Source organism: Umezawaea sp. (assembly GCF_057122925.1).
Window position 1 is genome coordinate 31733 of record NZ_DBNGPQ010000189.1, and the last position, 21299, is coordinate 53031.

General features: G+C 72.9%; 22 protein-coding genes. 4 read left to right on the forward strand and 18 right to left on the reverse strand.

Going from position 1 to position 21299, the window contains the following annotated elements:
• Position 1: 1 nt before the first annotated feature.
• Genes AC156L_RS42240 through AC156L_RS42250 form a run of 3 tightly spaced genes read right to left on the reverse strand, consistent with a single transcriptional unit; the run spans position 2 to position 2699 of the window.
• Entirely contained in the window at positions 2 to 304 is a 303-nt protein-coding gene (locus tag AC156L_RS42240) for a hypothetical protein (protein WP_330879034.1), read from the reverse strand.
• Positions 301 to 1755 (reverse strand): S8 family serine peptidase, encoded by a 1455-nt coding sequence (locus AC156L_RS42245; protein ID WP_330879035.1) that lies wholly within the window; start codon positions 1753 to 1755, stop codon positions 301 to 303. The genes AC156L_RS42240 and AC156L_RS42245 overlap by 4 nt, the downstream gene beginning before the upstream one ends.
• Positions 1752 to 2699, reverse strand: coding sequence for a DMT family transporter (locus AC156L_RS42250; RefSeq protein ID WP_330879036.1), 948 nt, complete (start codon positions 2697 to 2699; stop codon positions 1752 to 1754). Before AC156L_RS42250 ends, AC156L_RS42245 begins: the two co-directional genes overlap by 4 nt.
• A 74-nt stretch (positions 2700 to 2773) precedes the next feature.
• Between AC156L_RS42250 and AC156L_RS42255 the strand changes: the two genes are divergently transcribed.
• On the forward strand, positions 2774 to 3409 hold the full coding sequence (locus tag AC156L_RS42255; RefSeq protein ID WP_330879037.1) for a GntR family transcriptional regulator: 636 nt from the start codon (positions 2774 to 2776) through the stop codon (positions 3407 to 3409).
• Here AC156L_RS42255 and AC156L_RS42260 read toward each other — a convergent pair.
• Positions 3399 to 4160: an SDR family NAD(P)-dependent oxidoreductase gene (locus AC156L_RS42260; protein WP_330879038.1), complete on the reverse strand. Its 762-nt coding sequence runs from the start codon at positions 4158 to 4160 to the stop codon at positions 3399 to 3401. The two genes, AC156L_RS42255 and AC156L_RS42260, sit on opposite strands and share 11 nt — an antisense overlap.
• A gap of 48 nt (positions 4161 to 4208) precedes the next feature.
• Complete coding sequence (locus AC156L_RS42265) at positions 4209 to 5984, reverse strand: ABC transporter ATP-binding protein (RefSeq protein WP_330879039.1); 1776 nt, start codon at positions 5982 to 5984, stop codon at positions 4209 to 4211.
• A gap of 59 nt (positions 5985 to 6043) precedes the next feature.
• Between AC156L_RS42265 and AC156L_RS42270 the strand changes: the two genes are divergently transcribed.
• A complete protein-coding gene (locus tag AC156L_RS42270) occupies positions 6044 to 6493 on the forward strand; it encodes a MarR family winged helix-turn-helix transcriptional regulator (RefSeq protein ID WP_330879040.1) in 450 nt (149 codons plus the stop codon).
• Here AC156L_RS42270 and AC156L_RS42275 read toward each other — a convergent pair.
• From AC156L_RS42275 to AC156L_RS42315, 9 genes are all read right to left on the reverse strand, one after another.
• The gene (locus AC156L_RS42275) at positions 6479 to 7456 is read right to left on the reverse strand and encodes a hypothetical protein (RefSeq protein WP_330879041.1); all 978 of its coding nucleotides are present in this window, start codon (positions 7454 to 7456) and stop codon (positions 6479 to 6481) included. The two genes, AC156L_RS42270 and AC156L_RS42275, sit on opposite strands and share 15 nt — an antisense overlap.
• 76 nt (positions 7457 to 7532) lie before the next feature.
• On the reverse strand, positions 7533 to 8339 hold the full coding sequence (locus AC156L_RS42280) for a dienelactone hydrolase family protein (RefSeq protein WP_330879042.1): 807 nt from the start codon (positions 8337 to 8339) through the stop codon (positions 7533 to 7535).
• A gap of 31 nt (positions 8340 to 8370) precedes the next feature.
• A complete protein-coding gene (locus tag AC156L_RS42285) occupies positions 8371 to 9780 on the reverse strand; it encodes an MFS transporter (protein ID WP_414720035.1) in 1410 nt (469 codons plus the stop codon).
• A gap of 205 nt (positions 9781 to 9985) precedes the next feature.
• Positions 9986 to 12283 (reverse strand): xanthine dehydrogenase family protein molybdopterin-binding subunit, encoded by a 2298-nt coding sequence (locus tag AC156L_RS42290; RefSeq protein ID WP_330879043.1) that lies wholly within the window; start codon positions 12281 to 12283, stop codon positions 9986 to 9988.
• Positions 12280 to 13275: an FAD binding domain-containing protein gene (locus AC156L_RS42295; protein ID WP_330879044.1), complete on the reverse strand. Its 996-nt coding sequence runs from the start codon at positions 13273 to 13275 to the stop codon at positions 12280 to 12282. Before AC156L_RS42295 ends, AC156L_RS42290 begins: the two co-directional genes overlap by 4 nt.
• The gene (locus AC156L_RS42300) at positions 13272 to 13778 is read right to left on the reverse strand and encodes a (2Fe-2S)-binding protein (protein WP_330879045.1); all 507 of its coding nucleotides are present in this window, start codon (positions 13776 to 13778) and stop codon (positions 13272 to 13274) included. The genes AC156L_RS42295 and AC156L_RS42300 overlap by 4 nt, the downstream gene beginning before the upstream one ends.
• Before the next feature lie 90 nt (positions 13779 to 13868).
• Positions 13869 to 14831: a LysR family transcriptional regulator gene (locus AC156L_RS42305; RefSeq protein WP_330879046.1), complete on the reverse strand. Its 963-nt coding sequence runs from the start codon at positions 14829 to 14831 to the stop codon at positions 13869 to 13871.
• A 102-nt stretch (positions 14832 to 14933) separates the two neighbouring features.
• Entirely contained in the window at positions 14934 to 15599 is a 666-nt protein-coding gene (locus AC156L_RS42310; RefSeq protein WP_330879047.1) for a TetR/AcrR family transcriptional regulator, read from the reverse strand.
• 9 nt (positions 15600 to 15608) lie between these two features.
• A complete protein-coding gene (locus AC156L_RS42315; protein ID WP_330879048.1) occupies positions 15609 to 16784 on the reverse strand; it encodes a BtrH N-terminal domain-containing protein in 1176 nt (391 codons plus the stop codon).
• A gap of 72 nt (positions 16785 to 16856) precedes the next feature.
• On the opposite strand from AC156L_RS42315, the gene AC156L_RS42320 reads away from it, so the two are divergent.
• Entirely contained in the window at positions 16857 to 17444 is a 588-nt protein-coding gene (locus tag AC156L_RS42320) for an SRPBCC family protein (protein WP_330879049.1), read from the forward strand.
• Here AC156L_RS42320 and AC156L_RS42325 read toward each other — a convergent pair.
• The gene (locus AC156L_RS42325) at positions 17441 to 17950 is read right to left on the reverse strand and encodes a carboxymuconolactone decarboxylase family protein (protein ID WP_484407846.1); all 510 of its coding nucleotides are present in this window, start codon (positions 17948 to 17950) and stop codon (positions 17441 to 17443) included. The two genes, AC156L_RS42320 and AC156L_RS42325, sit on opposite strands and share 4 nt — an antisense overlap.
• A 66-nt stretch (positions 17951 to 18016) precedes the next feature.
• Between AC156L_RS42325 and AC156L_RS42330 the strand changes: the two genes are divergently transcribed.
• Positions 18017 to 18478: a MarR family winged helix-turn-helix transcriptional regulator gene (locus tag AC156L_RS42330; RefSeq protein WP_330879051.1), complete on the forward strand. Its 462-nt coding sequence runs from the start codon at positions 18017 to 18019 to the stop codon at positions 18476 to 18478.
• Positions 18479 to 18704: 226 nt separating this feature from the next.
• On the opposite strand, the gene AC156L_RS42335 is transcribed toward AC156L_RS42330, so the two are convergent.
• The 3 genes from AC156L_RS42335 to AC156L_RS42345 form a co-directional block, all read right to left on the reverse strand.
• Entirely contained in the window at positions 18705 to 19139 is a 435-nt protein-coding gene (locus AC156L_RS42335) for a zinc-binding dehydrogenase (protein WP_330879052.1), read from the reverse strand.
• Positions 19140 to 19519: 380 nt separating this feature from the next.
• On the reverse strand, positions 19520 to 20083 hold the full coding sequence (locus AC156L_RS42340; RefSeq protein ID WP_330879053.1) for a TetR/AcrR family transcriptional regulator: 564 nt from the start codon (positions 20081 to 20083) through the stop codon (positions 19520 to 19522).
• A gap of 153 nt (positions 20084 to 20236) precedes the next feature.
• Positions 20237 to 21073, reverse strand: a complete 837-nt coding sequence (locus AC156L_RS42345; protein WP_330879054.1) for an SAM-dependent methyltransferase — start codon at positions 21071 to 21073, stop codon at positions 20237 to 20239.
• Between the last annotated feature and the right edge of the window lie 226 nt (positions 21074 to 21299).

Genomic DNA, 21299 nt, shown 5'->3' on the forward strand with positions numbered 1-21299 from the left:
GCTACTCCTTGCGACCCAGCCCGCGCGGCACCTCACCCCGAACCGCGAAGCGGTTGCCCCGCCCCACCTCGGCCTGCCGCGCGAGGCCGACCTCGGTCTGGTTCTCCACCACCGTCAGCGTCGCCGAGCGGCTCGTGGCCAGCCGCGACCCCGGGAGGTAGACGTCCACCGCGAAGCCGTCGCCCTCGGCCCGCGCCACGCCCCGGCAGCCGACGTCCGCGTCCAGCTCGTCCACGACCGAGCGCAGGTCGTCGAGCGACGCGGCCTCGACGCGGACGCGGAACACCGGCTCGTCGGGGCTCACGGCCGCACCACCGCCGCCGCCAGCTCCACGGCCCGCGCGGCGTTGACGCGCCCGAAGCCGTAGTCGTCGTGGTGGCCGTCCGCGTCGTAGGCGACACCGCCGATCTTGTCCGCGCTGTCCCGCATCACCTTCCGCAGCTCGTCGCGGGTCAGCTCCGGGTTCACCGCCAGCGCCAGCGCCGCGCAGCCCGCCGCGCACGGAGCCGCGAAGCTGGTGCCGGTGCTCGTGCCGTACCCGCCGCCGCCGGTCGTGCTCACCACGTCCACGCCCGGCGCGATCAGCTCGACCTCCGGCCCGCGCGCGGCGTTGTCCTCCAGGTCCCGGCGCGTCGAGCGGACGACGGCGATCACGTCCGCGTGCGACACGACCTCGTCCTTGAGCACGTCGACGTCCCGGCCGTTGCTGGCGGCCCAGAAGATCGCCAGTCCTCGTCCGCCGCGCCCCCTCGACGCCGCGAACTCCAGCGCCAGGGACAGGGTCGCCGTCAGGTCCCAGTCCGCGCCGTTGGGCCCGAGGCTCGACACCAGCACGTCCGCGCCCTCCTCGGCCGCACCGCCCTCGGTCGACGGGTCGGCCGCGTAGCCGACCGCGCGGGCCAGCGTCGTCTGCGTGCCGACCTGGTCGCCGAGGCAGGCGATCAGCAGCAGGTCGGCCTCCGGCGCCGCACCGCTGCCGCCCAGCTCGTTGTTCTGCCGCGCCCCCACGATGCCCGCGCAGAACGTGCCGTGGTCGTTCTTCGGCATCCCGGTGACACCGCGCACGAACGCGCCCGTCCGGCTGAAGAACCCGGACGCCGCGTGGACACCGGCCTTGAGGTCCTCGTGCTCCGCGTTGAAGCCGTTGTCGATGACCGCGACCCGGATGCCCGCGCCGCGCGTCGTCCCCCACGCGGCCAGCGCCCGGACGTCGGCTCCGCCCGCACCTCCGCCCTGCCCGGTGTTCGCCCACTGCCACTGCTCGCCGAAGCGCGGGTCGCCCGGCGCGGTCCGCTGCGGCACGTGCTCGACGAGGCTGGGTTCGGCCAGCGCGACCAGCGGGTCGGCGTTCAGCTCCACCGACGCCGCCAGCGAGTCCGCGTGCTCGGTCGTGTCGACCTCGAACAGGTTCGGCGCGAACCCCAGCCGCCGCACGAGGGTCAGCCCGCGCCGGGCGAGTGCCTGCTCCGCCGCCTCCCGCGACAGGTCCTCGCTCAACTGCACGGTCAGCCGCCGCGTCACGATCCCGAGCCGCCCGCTCGGCCGCCGCACGAGGCGGCCCGCGTCCTGCGCGCTCTCCAGCACGAGCGCCGCCGAGGCGGGCACGAACACCCACCGCGCCTCCCGGAACGGGGTCAGCTCGTCGTCTTCGGTCAGCGCCTCCGCGACGACCGGGCCGTCCACCCGCACCGCCACCACGTCGTCGACCTCGTCCACCGTCCTGCGCTCACCCCGAACGAAGTACTCCCGGATCACGACAGTCCCCTCCTCCCGCGCCGCACCGCCGATCCAGAGTGCGCGGGGTGGCGATCGTCATCAAGGTGATCCGGCACGGCATTCGGGTGGAAGTCGGACAGGGCGGTCAGGACGATCGCGCCGCAGACGAGGGCGATGCCCAGCCACTGCGCGGGGCCGACGGGCTCGTGCAGGACCACTGCGGCGATGGCGGCGGCACCCGCCGGTTCGAGCAGGCTGACGGTGACGGCCGCGGGGGCGCCGAGGTGGCGGATGCCGTGGGCGAAGAGCCAGTAGGCGATGCCCGCGGCGACGATCCCCAGGTACAGCAGGCTCACCGCGGCCCGGCCGGAGAGCAGGGTCGGGGTAGCGGTGGCGAGGGTGACCGGCAGGAGCAGCAGCGCGGCGGCGGTGAAGAGGGCGGCCAGCGCGGTGGTGCCGCGGTGGTGGTCCGTCAGCCTCCTGATCGCCAGCGCCTGGGTGCTGAAGCAGGCGGCGGCCACTGTGGACAGTGCGAGGCCGGTGGGGGAGAGCGTGACCGCCTCGCCGCCCGCGACCGTGAGCAGGCACAGGCCGACCGCGGCCAGGGCGGTGCCCGCGAGCCACCAGCGGGAGGGGAGGCGGCGGTCGACGACCGCCGTCCACAGCCCGGTGAGCACGGGGGCGAGGCCGATGGCGACCGCGGTGCTCACGGCGACGCCGCCCGCGTCGACGGCCGCGAAGTACGAGAGCTGGAAGCCCGCCAGGCCGACGGCACCCGCGAGCAGCGGGCCCACGTCCCTCCGCCGCCACGCGCGGGTGAACGGGCGACCGCCCAGCGCCAGCAGGGCCAGCGCGCCGACCGCCAGCCGGGCACCGCCAGCCGGGAGCAGTTCGGCGCTGGTGAAGACGGTCGCGACCGGACCGATGGTGCCCCACAGCAGGGCTCCTCCGGCGGCTGCGCCCAGTGCGGCGGTGCGAGCCACGACACCCACCTCTCCTGCTCAGTCATACGGTTATACCGTATATCCGAAACCGGTCCGGCTGATAGGCTGGGCGGGTGAGCCTGACGTTGCGGACCACGAGCACGCGGGACGCCCTGGTGGCCGAGGTGCGCGAGCGGATCCTCAGCGGGGAGCTGCGGCCGGGCGAGGCGCTGACCGAGGCCGGGCTCGCGAGCGCGTTCGGCGTGGCCCGGCCGACCGTGCGGTCCGCGCTCCAGGTGCTCGTCAGCCGTCACCTGGTGCGGTCGTCCGGCGGTCGTTCGCTGACCGTGCCGGTGCTGACCGAGGCGGACGTGCGCGACCTGTTCTTCGTCCGCACACCGCTGGAACTCCTGGCGGTGCGCGAGATCGTGGAGAACGGCCTGCCGCTCGACGCCGCCGAGCGGAGCCTGGCCGCCATGGAGGCGCTGCCGGACACCGCCGCGTGGGGCGACCGGGTCGAGGCGCACACGGCGTTCCACACCGCTCTCGTCGACGCGGCGGGCAGCCCCCGGCTCAGCCGGATCTACCCGGCGGTGCAGGAGGAGATGCAGCTCTGCCTGGCGCAGCTGCACCGCTGGTACCCCGGCCCGCAGGACCTCGCCGCGTCGCACCGCGCGCTGCTGGAGGACATCCGCTCCGGCGACGTCGACCGCGCCTGCGCGGCCGTGCGCGCCCACCTCGACCTGGCGCTCGGCAGGCTCACGACGTAGGCAGCTCCACGCCGGTGATCTCGCGGCAGACGGCCAGCAGGCCCTCCTGCACCTCGATGTCCGACGCGGCGGGATGGGTCTCGCCCAGCATCTGGTGGTAGTAGTAGCCGCCGCTCGCGGGGGAGTGCACGGCCAGGCGCGCCTGGGTCTCCGGGCCCTGCGCGAGGTCGTCCGGTGCGCCGGGGCCGCCCATCCTGGTCGCCACCCAGCCGGGGTCGACGGCGTTGGACCGCACGTCGGCCCAGCGCCGCGCGACGGCGAACGCGAGCGCCACGACGAGCAGCTTCGAGTCCGAGTACGCCTGGGAGGCGTTCCACGGCTTGCGCGTCCACTGGAGGTCGCCCAGGTCCGGGTCGCCGTTCAGGTGCATCCCGGACGACAGGTACACCAGCCGCTCCGGGCGGCGCACCAGCGCGGTGAGCAGGTACGGCGCGAGCACGTTCACGGCGAACACCGTCGACAGGCCGTCCACCGTCCCCACGCGCTCGGGCAGCCGGTACACGCCCGCGTTGTGGATCACGGCGTCGAACCGGCCGTGCGCGTCGGCCTGCTCGGCGAGCGACGTGGTCCCGGCGATGGTCGACAGGTCGCCGTGCAGCGCGCCCGCCGCTCCGGGGGCGGCGGCCAGCGCGTCCTCCGCGCGTCGCGGGTCCCTCCCGTGCAGGACGACCTCGTGACCCTCGTCGACCAGGAGCTTCGCGGCCATCAGGCCCAGGCCGTCTGCCGAACCGGTGATCAGGACGGTGCTCATGGCACCGATCTTCGACCACGCCGATCACCGGTGCACGACGACCCCCGCCTAGGCGGCGGGTTCGAGGGTGCCGTCGCGGCGGACCAGCGCGGCGTACTCACCGCCGAGGTCGAGCAGTTCGTCGTGGGTGCCGCGCTCGGCGATCCGGCCCCGGTCGAGCACCAGGATCTGGTCGGCGTCGCGGATCGTGGACAGGCGGTGCGCGATGGTGATCGTGGTGCGGCCCGCCGACAGCGCGTCGATGGCCTCCTGCACGGCCAGTTCGGTCTGGTTGTCCAGCGCGCTGGTCGCCTCGTCCAGCACCAGGATCGGCGGGTTGCGCAGGATCGTGCGGGCGATGGCCAGCCGCTGCTTCTCGCCGCCGGAGAACCGGTAGCCGCGCTCGCCGACGAGGGTGTCGTAGCCGTCGGGCAGTCCGCTGATGTGCTGGTGGATCTGCGCGGCCCGCGCGGCGGCCACCAGTTCCTCGTCGGTGGCGTCCGGCTTGGCGAAGCGCAGGTTGTCCGCGATGGACGCGTGGAACAGGTACGTCTCCTGCGACACCACGCCGACCGCCTCGGCCAGGGTCGTGAAGTCCAGGTCGCGCACGTCGACGCCGTCGATGGTCACCTTCCCCGCGGTCACGTCGTACAGGCGCGGCACGAGGTAGCTCAGCGTCGTCTTGCCCGAACCCGTCTCGCCCACGACGGCCAGGCTGGTGCCCGGCGGCACGACGACGTCGATGTCGGACAGGGTGCGGTGCTCGTCGGAGTAGGAGAACGACACGTTCTCGAAGCGCACCTCCCCGCGGACGACACCGAGCGGCACCGGCTTCGCCGGGGGCTCGATGTCGACCGGCAGGTCGAGGTACTCGAAGATCCGCTGGAACAGGGCGAGGGAGCTCTGGAGCTCCACGCCCGTCTGGATCAGCGACACGGCCGGGCGGAACAGGGTCTGCTGCAACGACACGAACGCGACCAGCGTGCCCAGCGACGCGATCGGCACGCCCAGCGCGCCGCTCGCGCCCGCCGCCCAGTAGATCAGCGCGGGCATGGCCGCCATGACGATGCCGACGGTCGACATCCGCCAGCGGCCCGCCATGCTCGCGCGGACCTCCAGCTTCGTCAGCTTCGCCGACTCCTCGGCGAACGACGTGGTCAGCGAGTCCGTGCGGCCCATGGTGTGACCGAGCAGGACGCCGCTGACCGACAGCGACTCCTGGACGTTCGTGGACATGGTGGCGAGCTGCCGCTGCCGCTCGCCGGTGATCTTCTTGCGCTCGGTGCCCACCCGGCGGCTGATCCACACGAACAGCGGGAGCAGCGCGAGGGACACGATCGTGAGCCGCCAGTCGAGGGCGGTCATGGCGACGACGGTCGCGACGACCGTGGTCACGTTCGACACCAGCGAGGTCGCGGTGGACGTGACGGTCGACTGCATCCCGCCGATGTCGTTGGCGATGCGCGACTGGACCTCGCCGGTGCGGGTCTTGGTGAAGAAGGCCAGCGACATGCGCTGGAGGTGGTCGTAGACGTTCGTGCGCAGGTCGTGCATCACGTCCTGGCCCACGGCGGTCGACACGTAGGTCTGGATCACGTTGAACACGCTGGTCGCGACGGCGACGGCGATCAGGCCGCCCGCGAGCAGCGTCAGCAGCCCGACGCGCCCCTGCGGGATCGCCACGTCGAGGATCTCGCGCAGCAGGAACGGCGACGCCACCGCCACGAGCGACGACAGCAGGACGAACAGGGCGACGACGCCGAGGCGCAGTCGGTAGGGCCGGAACAGGCCCAGGATCCGCCGGACGCGGACCGGGTGCTCGGGTGTGGTGGTCGGCAAGGACACCTCCGTGGGGTAACTCTTACCTATGGTAACAATGAAAGTGCCTCTGTTATTCTCGACTCGTGCACACGGAAGAAACCGCAGGTGGGCTGGGTGAGCTGTTCCTCAGGCAGGCCCGTCGCATCCGCCGCGCCTACGGTGAACGCCTCACCCCGCTCGGCTTCACCCTGGCCCAGTCCCGTGCCCTGGAGGTCATCGCCCGCTACGGCGACACGCCCCCGCGCATGGTCGACCTCGCCGACCGCCTCCACGTCGTCCCGCGCGCCGTCACGCCGCTGGTCGACGCGCTGGAGGACGCCGACCTGGTGCGTCGCCGCGTCGACCCGGCCAACCGCCGGTCGGTGCTGCTGGAGCTGACCGAGCGCGGCGCGCGGACCCGCGAGGCGTTCCGGGAGGCGCGGGCGGAGGCCGCCGCGTCGCTGTTCGCGCCCCTGTCGGAGGAGCAGCAGGCGCAGTTGCGGGAACTGCTGGAGAAGATCGACGCGGCGGCCGAGGGGTCACCCGGTCGCTGACACCAGCTCCTCGGCCCGCGCCCGCACCGCGGGCAGCGAGTCGAGGGTCCGCCGGGCCCGCGCTGCGAGGTCCGCGCCGCCGGTGACGCCGAGGTCGGCGAGCACGGCGTCGAACGCCGGGGCCAGGGCGCGGTGCAGGTCCGGTGCGTCGGCGGCCAGGATCGTGTGGCAGCGGGCGAACGTCACGGCGATCCAGAAGGCCGCCTCGCGGTGGTCGCCCGCGTCGACCAGCGCGTGGCCGCCGTCGATCGCGATCGGCCGGGCCGCCGCCGTGATGTCGCTGCTGTACGGGAAGGGGGTGCGGGCCACCGGGACCGTCCGGTCGAACGTCGTCGCCAGCGCGGCGAGGTGGTGCCGGGTCTGGTCGGGGGTCCAGTCGGCGCACCCCAGCTGCGCCAGCAGGTCCGGGTAGAGGTCGCCCGCCAGCGGCCGGGCCCTGAGGTAGCGGAGGCGGACGGTCGGGTTGCGCCGGGCCGCCACCAGCAGCACGTGGGTCGTCACGCCCGTGGGGAACAGCCACGACATCACCCGCCGCGGCCAGGGCGCCGCCGGGTCGACGCCCCGAAGTCCCCGCTCCACGCGGGACGCGGCCTCCTCGCAGCGCCGCCGCACCCACACCGGGTCGTCGAAGTGCCGCGCCACCACCGCCTGGAGCGGTCGCAGCCCACCCGTCGGGTCGGCGATGACCGTGTCCGTCCGCAGCCCGCCCGCCACGTGGTAGGAACCGAGCGCGTCCCGAACCTCCCGCCACGTCACGGGGGTGACCTCCAGCAGGGCACCGCGGAACAGGAACTTGCCCGGCTTGGGCCCCGCCTCGTCCACGACCACGCACACGTCGACGTCGGACCCGACGGGCAGCTCCGCGTCGTCCGGCATCCCGACCACCGACCCGGTGAGGTACGCCGTGGCCCCCTGCTCCCGCACCCACGCGGCGGCGGCCGCCCTGGCTTCTCCCACGCGCACCGGCCGAACCTACCGCCGGCGCGTCGGCCCGCGCCGGCACGCGTCGAACGCCGACGTGTTCACCAGCAGTGCAGGCTCACGCCGTGAGGCGTTCGCGGAAGAACTCCACGACCCGGTTCCGCGCGCCCAGCGCCGGGTGGCCCGGCCGGTCGCGCACCTCACCGGTGACCACCGAGTGGGCCTTCGTCGTGAAGCCGCCCCCGTTGCCCGGCCCGGAGTCCAGCTCGATCACCTCGAACGCGTCGCCGAGCCGCTCCCGCAGGTGCTGGAAGCGCTCACCGGGGACCATGAAGTCCTCGCTGAACCGCATCCCGAGCACGCACAGGCCCTCGTCCCTCGTGCGGGCGACGATCCGGTCGGCCTCGGCGGGCGAGAGCCCGAGGTCGCGCTTGCGGGCGGCGCCGAACGGGAACGGCACCGACGGCTGGCTCATCACCGGGGCGAGCACGACGTCGTCCACGGCCGCGGCGAGCGCGAAGCCGCCGGAGAAGCACATGCCGATCACGCCGACGCCCTTGCCGGGCGTGCGGGCGGCCAGGTCGCGGGACACCGCGCGCAGGTAGTCGGTGACGGGGCGGTGCGCGTTGGTGGCGAGCGCGCGGAACTCCTTCGACACGCAGACCTTCGCCATCGACGACAGCCCGTAGCCCGTCGAGACCTCCTTGCCGGGCACGCCGTAGAGCGACACCAGGACCACGGTGAACCCCTGGTCGACGAGGTGGTCGGCGAAGCCCAGCACCTCGGGGTGGATGCCGGGGATCTCGGGCAGCACCACCACCCCCGGGCCCTCGCCCTTCTCGAAGCAGTCGTGGGTGATGCCCGCCGCGGTGAACGGTCGGTGCTTCCAGCCCCGCAGGTCCGAGACGGGCGCGGTGTCGGTCATGCTGCTCCTCCTGGTGGTCGGGATCCGTCGATCATGCCGTGCCCTTCGGGATGAACGCGGCAACGGCGAGCCCCAGGAGCGCCGCGCCCGCGGCGGCGATGAAGCACACGTGGAAGCCGAAGCGCGACGGGCCGGTGGCCGTGGCGGTGTTCGCCAGCACGGTCGCGAGCACCGCGCTGGCCGTGGACGTGCCGATGGAGCGCATCAGGGTGTTCACGCCGTTGGCCGACGCCGTCTCGCCGAGCGGCACCGACCCCATGATCAGCGCGGGCATCGCGGAGAAGGCGATGCCGATGCCGCCGCCGATGATCGCCGAGGCGACCACGACCTGCCAGACCGCCGAGGTCAGCACGACCGCCATCCCGTTGCCCACCGCGATGACCGCCACCCCGACCAGCAGCGTCGTCCGCGCGCCGAACCGGTCGGAGATCCGGGCGGAGAACGGCGACAGCAGCATCATCACCACGCCCAGCGGCGCGACCGCCAGACCCGCGCCGACCATCGACAGCCCGAGGCCCTGCCCGGTCTCCACCGGAGCCTGGAGGAGCTGCGGGAACAGCAGCGAGGAGGCGTACATGGCGAACCCGATGAGGACGCCGGACAGGTTGGTCAGCAGCACCGGGCGGCGGGCCGACACCCGCAGGTCCACCAGGGGATCGGTGGTCCGAAGCTGGTAGCGGGCCCACAGCGGCAGCAGGACCGCCGCGGTGCCGAACAGCGCGAGCGTCGGGACGCCGGTCCACCCCCAGCCCCCGCCCTTGATCGTGGCCAGCAGCAGGGCCGTGAGGCCGACCGACAGCCACACCGCGCCGAGCAGGTCGAACCGGGCCCTCGGCGCTCGCGGGCTCTCCGGGATGAGCGTCCTGACCAGGGTGGCGCACACCAGGCCGAGGACGGCTGAGCCCCAGAACAGCACGTGCCAGTGGGTGTGCTGGGCGACCACCGCGGACAGCGGCAGGCCGATCGCGCCGCCGACGCCGAGCGTCGCGCTCATCAGCCCCATGGCCGCGCCGACCCGTGACGGCGGGAGCTGGTCGCGCATGATGCTGATGCCCAGCGGCACCACGCCCATCGCGCAGCCCTGGAGCACCCGGCCCGCGACCATCGGCCACACCGACTCGGCCAGCGCGGAGATCACCGAGCCCGCGGCGAGCGTCACCAGGCTGACCACCAGCATCCGGCGCTTGCCGTAGAGGTCGCCGAGACGCCCGCTGACCGGGGTGATGACGGCGGCGGCGAGCAGCGTCGCGGTGATCACCCACGAGGTGTCGACCGGGGACGCGCGCAGGAGCCGGGGGAACTCGGGGACCAGCGGGATGACGATCGTCTGCATCAGCGACGCCGCCAGCCCGCCGGAGGCGAGGACCGCCACCACGGTCGTGGGGGACCGGGTGGCGAGGGGTGTGGAGGGGCGGTGGACGTCGACTGCTTGTCCTGTCACGGATCCAGGCTAACCGACCAACAAGTTGGTTCGCGGTGGTGTGACGCGGCGCTCCCGAAGCGTTCGGCACCGCCGGGGTGCCGCGCACACCGGCGCGACCACGTGGACCACGGGGTCCGGCGCGGCCCGCGGACCGGCGTCCGTCCCGCGGCACGCCGGATCGGGAACCGTTGGCGGGCAACGGTTCCCGATCCGGTACGAGCCGTCAGAGCAGCTTGTCCAGCGTGATCGGCAGGTCGCGCACCCGCTTGCCGGTGGCGTGGTGCACGGCGTTCGCGATGGCTCCGGCGACGCCGGTGATGCTGACCTCGCCGATCCCGAGCAGGCCCAGCGGCATGGTCGGGTCCGGCACGTCCAGGTACTCGACGTCGATGGTCGGCACGTCGGCGTGCACCGGCAGGTGGTACTCGGCCAGGCTCGGGTTCATGATCCGCCCGGACCGCGGGTCCACCAGCGACTCCTCGGACAGCGCGGCGCCGATGCCCATCACGATGCCGCCGCGCAGCTGGCTGGTGGCGGTCTTCGCGTTGATCACGGTGCCCACGTCGAACACCCCGAGCCACCGCGACACCCGGACCTCGCCGGTGTCGACGTCCACGCGCACCTCGCAGAACTGCGCGCCGCACGCCGCCTTCACCCACCGCCGCCGGTCCATCATGAACTTCGACATGAACTTCACGTTCCCGACGAGGTTCCCGAGCTTCGTCTCCGACCCGATCGCCTCGTCGACGGAGGGAACCCCGGCCCGAGCCAGGATCGACGCGTAGGTCTCACCGCTGCCGCCGTGGAACAGCCCGCCGTCGCGAGCCGACAGGTCCGCGAGCCGAGCCCCGCGCAGCGGCGACTCCGGGGACTTCCCCGCCAGCTCCAGCACGGACTTCTTCAGCTTCTCGCAGGCCGCGAGCAGGCTGGTCGCGACGCTGGCCGTCTGCGCCGACCCGCCTGCCATGGGGGCCAACGGCAGCGCGGTGTCGCCGTACTCCACCCGCACCGACTCGAACGGCACCCCCAGCGCGTCCGCCGCGATCTGGGCCTGGGCGGTGGCTCCACCCATGCCCATCTCCTGGAACCCGCACCGCACCAGCACCCCGCCGTCGACCGACACGCGCACGGTCACGTTGGCGCGCAGCTGGAACGACGGGTGGTAGGCCGTGGCGACACCCGTGCCCACCAGCCAGCGCCCGTCCCGCGTCGCGCCCGGAACGGGAGCCCGGTCGGCCCAGCCGAACCGCTCCGCCCCGCGCGCGTAGGCCTCGCGCAGCATCCGGTGCGAGAACTTCCGCCCGTGCATCGGGTCCGTCTCCGGCTCGTTGCGCATCCGCAGCGCGATCGGGTCCATGCCCAGCTCGGAGGCCAACTCGTCGATCGCGACCTCGATCGCGTACGTGCCGATCGCCTCACCGGGGGCCCGCATCGACGTGTTCGCGATCTGGTCCAGCTTCACGACGTCCTGCTTCAGCAGGATGTTGTCCGCCGCGTACAGGTGGCTCGACTGCGACGTGACGGGCTCCGCCATGCCGCCGACCCTGCCCAGCTGGGACACGCTCGTGTGGATCAACGAGGTCAGGTGCCCGTCGGGGCGCGCCCCGAGGGCCACCCGCTGGATCGTGGGCGTGCGCCCCCCGACCGTCCGGTAGACGCCCTCCCTGGTGAGCAGCATCCGCACCGGCCGACCGGTCATCCGCGCGGCCAGCACGGTCAGGATCGTGCCCGCCCACACGTTGGCCTTGCCGCCGAACCCACCGCCGACGAACGGGGCGATCACGCGGATGCCCTCCGCGGGCACGGAGAACTTGTGCGCCAGGTGCTTGCGGATCCACACGACGCTCTGCGAGGCGTCGTGCACCGTCAGCCTGTCGCCGTCCCACGCGGCCGTGGTGGCGTGCGGCTCGATGGCGTTGTGGTGGTGCATCGGCGTGGTGAACCGGAGGTCGACCGACACGGGCGCGGCGGCCAGCGCGGCCTCGGCGTCGCCCTTGCTCCCGCCCGACGGCAGGATCAGGCTGCTCGGCTGGGGTTCCGCGTTCGGCGCCTCGGCCTTGAAGTCCACCGTGGACGGTTGGACGTCGTAGGTGGCGCGGACCAGCGAGGCCGCCTCGTGCGCGGCGTGCAGCGTCTCGGCGACGACGACCGCGATCGGCTGGCCGTTCCACGACACCTCGTCGGTGTTGAGGTAGTTGACCATCGTTCCCGGCGCCATCGAGTCGATGTCGACCGGGCTCACCTTCGCGGGAGGCCGCATGGGCACGGCGTTCTCGTGGGTGATCACCGAGATCACGCCGTCGAGCGCGGTGGCGGCGGTCGTGTCGATGGCGGTGATCCGGCCGCGGCTGACCGTCGAGTGCACGAGCACGGCGTGCGCGAGGTTCGCGTACGGGACCTCGGCGGCGAACGTGGCGCTGCCGTCGGTCTTCACGGCCCCGTCGACGCGGTCGATCGCCCGGCCGACGTACTTGCCGGTCGACGTGGTTCCGACGACCGGCGGGTTCTGGACCTGCGTCACGCCGCGCCTCCCTCGGTCAGCAGCCTGCGGAGCGTGGCGACGATCGCCCGCCGCGACAGCTCGATCTTGAACTCGTTCTGAGACCTGGCGACAGCGGGCGCCAGCTCGGCCTCGGCCGCGCGCTGGAACGACTCGTCGGTGGCCGGTGCGCCGAGCAGGACCCGCTCGGCCTCGTGGGCGCGCCAGGGCTTCGTGGCCACGCCGCCGAGCGCGATCCGCACGCCGGTCACGACACCGCCCTCGACCTCCAGCGCCGCGGCGACGGACACCAGCGCGAACGCGTACGACGCGCGGTCGCGGACCTTGCGGTAGCGCGAGGTCGCGGCCAGCGGCAGCGGCGGCAGCTCGACGGCGGTGATCAGCTCGTCGGCCGCCAGCGCGGTCTCCACCTGCGGCGTCGTGCCGGGGAGCTGGTGGAAGTCCACCAGCGGGATCCGGCGCGTGCCGCGCACGCTCTCGACCTCGACGACCGCGTCCAGCGCCACCAGCGCGACGGCCATGTCCGACGGGTGGGTGGCGATGCAGCTCTCCGAGGCGCCCAGGATCGCGTTGCCCCGGTTGAAGCCGCCGATCGCGTCGCACCCGCTGCCCGGCTCGCGCTTGTTGCACGCCGCCGCGCCGTCGTAGAAGTAGAGGCACCTGGTGCGCTGCAACAGGTTGCCGCCGACCGTCGCCATGTTGCGCAGCTGCGCGGACGCGCCGGTCAGGAGCGCCTGGGACAGCACCGGGTAGCGGCTCCGGATGAGCTGGTTCGCCGCGAGGTGGCTGTTGCGGACCAGCGCGCCGATCCGCACGCCACCGTCGGGCAGCTCCTCGATCCCGGTCAGCGGCAGGCGGGTGATGTCGATGACCGTGTCCGGCGCCTCGACGCCCTCGCGCATCAGGTCGACCAGGTTGGTCCCGCCGCCGAGGAACTTCGCCCCCGGCTCGGTGGAGATCGCGCGGACGGCGCTCGGCACGTCCGGCGCGCTCAGGTAGGCGAAGGTCTTCACGGCGCCGCCACCTCCCTGATGGACGCGACGATGCCGTTGTAGGCGCCGCAGCGGCACAGGTTGCCGCTCATGCGCTCCCGGATCTCGTCGTCCGACAGGACCACGTCGGTGTCGCACAGGTGCTCGGTCACGGCGCTCGGCGCGCCTGCCGCGTGCTCGCTGAGCATCCCGACGGCCGAGCACAGCTGCCCCGAGGTGCAGTAGCCGCACTGGAGGCCGTCGTTGCGGATGAACGCCCTCTGGAGCGGGTGCGCCTCGCCCCCGTCGGCCAGACCCTCGACGGTGGTGATGTCGCGGTCGTCGTACTGGACGGCCAGGGCGAGGCAGGAGTTGATCCGCTCCCCGTCCACCAGCACCGTGCAGGCGCCGCAGGCGCCTTGGTCGCACCCCTTCTTGGTACCGGTCAACCCCAGTTCCCCACGCAGCGCGTCGAGCAGGCTGACCTGCGGTGACAGGTCGACCTTCTCGGTCACGCCGTTGACCCGCATTCGGATCTCGACCACGTTGCAGCTCCGTTCATGGCGTACCCCACTTGGGTGCCACGTTAATAGAACGGCGTCCACTTAACAACAGGCCAGTGTCCTCTTATCGTCTCAGGTGGCCTGGCGCGCCCGGTGGTGCTCCTCGGCGATGGCCGCGAACTCGTGGACCAGCGGGCTCCGCCGGGAGGCGTCCCACGCCAGGCAGACGTGCGACGGGCCGATGTCGTAGACCGGCACGGACGTGAGGTCGCGGCGGGTGTGGAAGCCCGCGACCGACAGCGGCAGCACCAGCACCCCGGCTCCCGCGGCGACCTGGTCCAGCTCCTCCTCCACCGTGCGCACGGCAGGCGCGGCGGACCGCCGCCCGGTGCGCCGTTCCGCGGCGGTGTCACGCCATTGCGGCACCGAGTCCGGGTCCTGCACCAGGTGCTCGTCGGCGAGGTCGGCGATGCCGACGGACGTCGCCCCCGCCAGGCGGTGGCCCACCGGCAGCACGACCGCGCGCGGTTCGGTGAACAGGGGCCGCAGGTGCAGCCCGCGCTGGTCCACGGGCAGCCGCACGAAGCTCACGTCCACCCGCCCGTCGTGGACCACGTCGGTCTGGTCGTGCGGGCCGGTGCGCACCACGTCGACGGTGAGGGAGGGGTGCCGCGACGCCAGCACGCGGATCGCCGCCGACACGACCAGCCCCGGCACGAACCCCACGGTGAACCGGTCGGCCCCGCGCGCCACCCTGCCCACCCTGCGGCGCAGCGCGTCGGCGTTCGCGAGCAGCGGTCTGGCGTCGGTCAGCAGCTGCGCGCCCGCCGGGGTCAGCTCGGTGCCGCGCTTGTCGCGCAGGAACAGCCGGGCCTTCAGCTCGCCCTCCAGCGCACTGATCTGGCGGGACAGCACCTGGTGCGCGACGTGCAACGACTCGGCGGCGCGGCGGAAGTTCAACTCCTCGGCGACCGCGACGAAGTACCGGAGTTTCCGCAGGTCGACGTCCACCACCACCTCCATGCGCTCCTCGGCCAGGGTAGCCCGGCGGGGGAGCCGCACCCGGTGGCACGCGGCCGAACGGCTCAGCGCCATGCTGCTCGGAGTGATCGAGCGATCACCCGTAGGCACCACCGCGCATCGGCACCACCCGCCGCCGCGCACGGCCTTTCACCGTTTTTGCCATTCGGTGCGGCGCTAGTCCTCGGTCGCGATCAGGCCCGTGATGAACACCAGGGTGAAGCGGTGGACGGCGGGCACGAAGTCGGGGCACCCGCGTGCCAGCTCCGGTTCCGCGGCGTAGAGCGCGGCCAGCTCCTCCGACGGGTGCGAGACCTGCCACAGCGACGCCGCGAAGCAGGCCAGCGCGCCGATGACGTCGAACCCGCGCTCGGGCCCGACCTCCGGCACCACCCGGCCCACCAGCTCGGCCAGGGACTCGGCCGCCTCCAGCAGCTCCACCTTGAACGACCGCAGCGCGCTCGTGGACACGTGCCGTTCGAGGGTCAGCGGGGCCTGGGTCAGCAGGTCGCAGAGCAGCGGCCGTTCCGCGAGGGTGCGCGACAGGACGTCCGCGACCAGCCGCGGCGACCCGTCCACCACGCCGTCGAGTTCCGCGTGCACCGCCCGGTTCCACTCGCTCCACGCGTCGGCCCCGAGGCTGAGGTAGATCTCCTCGCGCGTCTCGAAGTACCGCAGGATCGCCGACTTGTGCACACCCACCGCCGCGGCGATGTCACCGAGGCTGACCGACCGGACGCCGCGCTCGACGGCCAGCGCGCGAGCGGCGGCGCGGATCGCGTCGTAGCGCTGCTGCTTGTGCTCTGGCCTGCGGGCCCGCAGGAACGTCGGTGTGCACTCCACCGGGGCAGGTTAACCGACCCTCACCTCCGCGAGGGCCGAGATCGCGGCCGTTTCGGCAGCGTGCAGGCCCAGCAGCGCAGCGCCCGTGCGGCGGAAGACCTCTCCCGTCGCGGCACCGTCGAACGGCGGCTCGGCGGTGTGGGCGGCCCGCAGCTCCCACAGCTCCGCCGCGGCGGTCGCGCGGTCCTCCGCGCCCTCGTCGCCGCGCGCGACCCCGTTCGCCACCGCGGCGGTCAGCTCCCGCAGCCGGGCGAGGACGGGCACGTCCGCGGGCAGCGCCACCTCCGCCAGCTCGTGCCACCGCTCCGCGATGCCGCGCCAGCGCACCGCCTCGTCGGCGAGCGCGGGGACGTCCAGCAGCGCCGCCGCCTCGTCCAGGAAGTCCGCGAACAGCGGTCGCAGGTTCCCGCCGGTCATCCCGGCCGGTTCGACGCCCTCCCACACGCTCAGCAGCGCGCCCGTCAGCCCCACCCCGTCGGCGAACACCCTCGGCCACGCCTTCGCGGCGCGCTCGTCGGTCATCATCCGGCCCCACTTGCGCCACGCGGGCAGCCCGAAGGAGTCCGACGGCCTGCCGAGGTGCTCCACGACGTCGGCCAGCCCGGCCCGGACGGCGTTCCGGACGTCCACCTCGCGCGGTTCGTCGTCGACGACCAGCAGCGCGTTGCGGAACGTGCCCACCCGCGCCCGCGCCCGGTCGAGGTCGGCGCGGTCGACGGTGAGCGGCGCCAGGTTCCGGTCGTCCACCAGCACCCGGCCGCCGCTCTCGCCGTAGACCACGATCGAGTGACCGCCGAACCCGTCCAGAGCCTCGGGCAGGTGCCAGTAGCCCACGTGGTACCGGTCCGGCCACACCAGGCACGGCCTGCCCCGCTCCAGCTCCGCGGTCAGCCGCTTGGCCGCCCCGGCGCCGCCCGCGGTCCGGTGCCGGTCGACGGCGATCCCCAGCCGCTCCACGGTCCGGTCGACCCGCCTGCCGAGGTACTGCCACGTGTTGTCGAAGCCCACCCCCACGACGCGGCCGCCGTCGTGGGAGAACTGGAACAGGATGTACCCGGCCCCGATCCCGCCGCCGATCCCGAACAGCAGGGCCTCGGACAGCCCCTCGAACCCCCGGTGCGCCAGCAGTGCGGCCAGGTTCGCCGAGTCCGGGTCGGTCCCACCGCGCAACGTCCAGCCCGTCATCCCGTTCCGCTCCTCCGGTAGCCGTGGAACTGGCATTGTGGACCTGATTAGCCGTCTCCGTGGAGGTCAGCCGTGTCCGGACTCGAAGTCACCGTCGCCGCGCCGCTCGACACCGTGTGGAAGGCGTTGCGGGACGAGGAGGTGGTCCGCCGGTGGCACGGGTGGGACTACGACGGCCTCGACGCCGAGGTCGAGCAGATCTACTTCACCGACGTCGTCGAGGACGGTCACGTCCTCGCGCTGAGCGGCGGCGACCGCTTCCGGCTGACCCCGTCGGGCGAGGGCACCGCGGTCGTGCTGGACCGCGCGCCGCGCGGGGACGACGCGGACGCCTTCCACGACCTCGTCACCGAGGGGTGGACGACGTTCCTCCAGCAGTTGCGGTTCGCCGTGGAGCGGCAGCCCGGTGCGGAGCGGCGGACCCTGTACTTCTCCGGCGACGGCCCGGCGACGACGCTGCTGGAGACCGTCGACCTCGACGGGGAACCGTGGTTCCGGTCCGCCAACCAGGTCGGCGTCACCGTCGACGCCTGGGGCGAGGGCCTGCTCGTCCTGGTGGACGCGCCGTCGGCCATGGCCGTGCTGAGCACCTACGGTCTGGACGACGAGGCGTTCGCCGAGCTGGAGGCCCGCTGGACGGCGCTGTGGGCGGCGCGCTAGAGCGGGGCGCGGGTCATCCTGTTCGCCAGCGTGGACATCGTGTAGGCGCCGATGCCCAGCACCACCTCCAGCGCGTTGCGGCGCGTGTGACCGTTGCGCAGGAACGCGGTGAGCGTGTCGTCGTCCACCTCGCCCCCGGTGCGCAGGACCTCCAGCGTGAACGTCCGGAGCGCGTCGAGCCTCTCGTCCGGCAGCGGTCCGCCCCCGGTCAGCGCCACCACCAGGTCCTCGTCGGCGTCCAGCGCGCGCAGCTTCGCCGTGTGCACCGCGACGCAGACGTGGCAGGGGTTGCGGGTCGCCATCGTCATGACGACGACCTCGCGCGCGACCGGGTCCAGTGTGGACGCGTCGAACAGTCCGCTGCTCCTGAGGAAACCGTCGAGCAGCTCCGGTGACTCGGCCATCCTGGCCACCGCGGGGGGCAGTCGCCCGACCCTGGTCTCGATCGCGGTCATGGTCTTGCGCGCGGCCGGTGGCGCGGTGTCGGTGGTGTGGTCGGTGAACATGGCGCACTTCCCCTAGAATCGACAACGTGGTTGACCAAACCGTAAACCTGGTTGTCGAGTTTTGCAATGGCTGAGCCGGGGTTCGAGCTGCCGCTGCTGCTGTTCGCGGGCTTCCGCTCGCTCATCGACCGCCTGCACGCCGAGTTGGCGCTGGTGGGGCACCCGGACGTCCGGCCCGCCCACGGCTTCGCCATGCAGGCCATCGGCGTCGGTGGCGCCACCGCCAGCGACGTGGGGCGACGGCTCGGGATCTCCAAGCAGGCGGCCGGGAAGACGGTGGACCGGCTGGAGGTCCTGGGGTACGCCGAACGCGTCGACGACCCCGTGGACGCCCGGCGGAAGCTGGTCCGCCTGACGCCGCACGGGATCGACGCGCTGGAGCGGTCGGCGGAGATCTTCGACCGGTTGCGGGGGGAGTGGGCGGAGGTGCTGGGGGAGCGGCGGTTGCGGGACCTGGAAGGCGGGTTGCGCGCGGTGGTGCCCGCGGACGGGTTCCGGTTGGACGTCGCCGGGTGGTTCGGCGGGTGATCGAGCTGGTGCGGTCGGCCACCGCGCGGTTGGTACGTGGAAGGCGGTCCGGTCGTTCGCGTCGTGGGTGTGGCCGGTTGTGCTCGGGGCCCCTGGATCCGGCCCTTCGACCGGGGTGAAGGGCAGGGGGTGACCACCTGCCCGATCGGAGAGGGCGCGGGGCGCGTCCCCCGAGCGGAACCGGTCACGGCTGGGTGGGTCCACTGTGGATTCCGCGGGCACGGCGTCAGGCGTCGGTGGCGGGGACGAGCACGACCTTCCCGGCCACCGTGCCGGACTCGGCGAGCGTGAGCGCCGCCGCGGCCTCGGTCAGCGGGAACGTCGCGGCGACCTGTGCGGTCACCGTGCCGGCTGCGAGCAGGTCGAACACGCGGCCCAGGTCCTCGGGCCGGCCTGGAGCGGAACGCCGCCGTGCGGCGTACGCCCGCCCAGATGTTGTAGAAGTGGCGTTGCGGCCGTTGGGGAGGTGGTTCCACCACGGCAGCCTGCCGATCAGCTTGAGCACGGGGAGCCGCTTCGACCCGCCGTCGTCGCGGGGGGAGGCGCTGCCGTAGGACACGAGCGTCCCGCCCTTCGCCAGGAGTCGGAACGAGTCGACCACGCCGGGACCGCCGACGTGGTCGAACACCGCGTCGACCCCGTTCGGTGCGAGCGCCCGCACCCGTGCCGGGAGGTCGGGGGTCCGGTGGTGCGCCCAGCCGTCACGGTGTCGTGGTGGCGTGGCGACGCGGTGCCGATCACCCGGATACCGGCGTGCCGGGCGAGTTGGACGAGCGTGGAGCCGACGCCGTCGGGGACCGGCACCAGGTCGGCGGCGTCCAGCACCACGTGGCTCGCCAGGGCTCGGTCTTGGTCAGCGCGGCGAGGCGCCCGCCCACCAGTGAGGGCGACACGCCCGCGCCGACGGCGGTGACCGGTCGGCTCCACGACGCCGGGGAGGACGGTCTCGATGGTTCGCGCCATGGCGTGCTGCTCATGTTTGTGAGTGGTCACATACTTCTGCGGGCGTGCAGGAACGCGGGTGGGGCACGGTGTCGGGGGTCAGGAGGGGTGGCGCATCCCGGCCGTCAGGACCCTGGCCCAGTTCGCGTCGACCGCGCCCAGGTCGGCGGCGACGATCAGGTGGCAGAGCTGGCCCAGGGCGATGAACCGCTGCACCTCGGCGTCGCCGCCGCCGGACAGCTCCTTGGCGTGCTCGACCACGGACGCGTAGCCGCGCCGCACCGCGTCGCGGATCTCCGGGACGTCCGACGCGCTCTGCGCGTGGATCTGGAGCATCAGCAGGTCGCGGTCGGCGATGAGCCCCGCGTACGCGTCGCCCATCGCCTCCAGCACCTCGGCGGGCGTGCCGTCCGGCACCTGCTCCGCGCCCGCGGTGAGGGCCTCGCGGATCAGCAGGTAGCAGCGGTCGAGCGCGGCGGTGAACAGGCCGAGCTTGCCGCCGAACAGCCGGAGCACGTACGCCTGGGAGATCCCGGCGGCGTTCGCGACGTCCGTGACCGGCGTGGCGTGGTAGCCGCCGCGGCCGAAGACCGCCACCGCCTTGGCGACGACCGTCGTGCGACGGGCGTCGGCGGTGGAGCGGGGTGTCTCGGTGAGCGACATGTATGTGAGTGCACACTTACAACCGTTGCCGGTCAAGTCACCGGGGAAGTGGCCGGTCACGCGGGTGCCCCCACCCGTCCAAGGACACCCACGTGAGGCCGAACGGCGGCAAATGTCACCCGATCGTGTGGCCCACGCGCGGTGGCGCTGTGCTTAGGGCTTGCGGCCGACCGCGCCGACGATGCAGTACGACACCTGGTCGAGCGGCTTGATCTGCGGGCCGTCCGGCCACCACTCGGCGCACAGCGTCAGACCGGGGTCGATCAGGTCGAGGCCGGGGAACATCGCCAGGATCTCGTCCCGCTTGCGGAACACGCCGGTGCCCATCGGGCTGTGCAGGAAGGTCTCCTCCATGCGCCGGGCCAGCTCGCTGTGCTCCTCGGTCTGCGGGTCGTAGAAGTGCGACAGCCCGACGTAGGAACCCGACGGCAGCGCGTCGACGTAGGCCTTCATGATGTCGGCGGGGGAGCGCTCGCCGTCGTAGTGGTGCAGCGTGCCCATCTGGAAGAGGGCGACCGGCTTGTCGAAGTCGATGTGCTTGCGCACGACCTCGTTCTCCAGGATCTTCTCCGGCTCGAAGATGTCCTCCGCGGTGAAGTGCGTCTGGTCGTTCTCCTCCAGCAGCGCCCGCCCGTGCGCCAGCACCACCGGGTCGTTGTCGACGTAGACGACCGTCGCGTCGGGCTGGAGCCGCTGCACGACCTGGTGGGTGTTCTCCGCCGTCGGCAGCCCGGAGCCGAGGTCGAGGAACTGCGTGATGCCCGTCTGGCTCGCGATGAACCGGCTCGCCCTGATCAGGAACGCCCTGTTGTCCCACGCCAGCGTCGCCGCCTCCGGTGCCACCCGCTGCACGCGCCGGAGGACCTCGCGGTCGATCTCGTAGTTGTCCTTCCCGTAGAGGAAGGCGTCGTAGACCCTGGCGATGCTCGCCTTGGTCGTGTCGATGTAGACGGGTGCGGCAACGTCCGACGGGGACGGGCTACCAGGCATCTGGGGCCTCACAGAGCGTTGTTTTCCGGGGGAGTGTGTGCACCGGATCACAGTGCACCTAGCGTAAGCATATGGGCTCGAAGTGCGAGCATCAGGCACGAAGTTGACCTTGGGGACAGGCGGTGTACGTTCGGTTACCGGGCTTCGAGGCCTTCGCTGAGCGCAACCGCTGTTCGGGTGGACCGGCTGTCACGGGTGGACGCAGGTGCCGGGAATCGCAGGAGGA

Coding starts and splice junctions, on each gene's coding strand:
- AC156L_RS42305 (WP_330879046.1), bottom strand. CDS start 14,831: ATGGCGCTGAGCCGTTCGGCCGCGTGCCACCGGGTGCGGCTCCCCCGC.
- AC156L_RS42260 (WP_330879038.1), bottom strand. CDS start 4,160: ATGAGCACCGTCCTGATCACCGGTTCGGCAGACGGCCTGGGCCTGATG.
- AC156L_RS42280 (WP_330879042.1), bottom strand. CDS start 8,339: ATGACCGACACCGCGCCCGTCTCGGACCTGCGGGGCTGGAAGCACCGA.
- AC156L_RS42315 (WP_330879048.1), bottom strand. CDS start 16,784: ATGACGGGCTGGACGTTGCGCGGTGGGACCGACCCGGACTCGGCGAAC.
- AC156L_RS42340 (WP_330879053.1), bottom strand. CDS start 20,083: ATGTCGCTCACCGAGACACCCCGCTCCACCGCCGACGCCCGTCGCACG.
- AC156L_RS42325 (WP_484407846.1), bottom strand. CDS start 17,950: ATGTTCACCGACCACACCACCGACACCGCGCCACCGGCCGCGCGCAAG.
- AC156L_RS42330 (WP_330879051.1), top strand. CDS start 18,017: ATGGCTGAGCCGGGGTTCGAGCTGCCGCTGCTGCTGTTCGCGGGCTTC.
- AC156L_RS42345 (WP_330879054.1), bottom strand. CDS start 21,073: ATGCCTGGTAGCCCGTCCCCGTCGGACGTTGCCGCACCCGTCTACATC.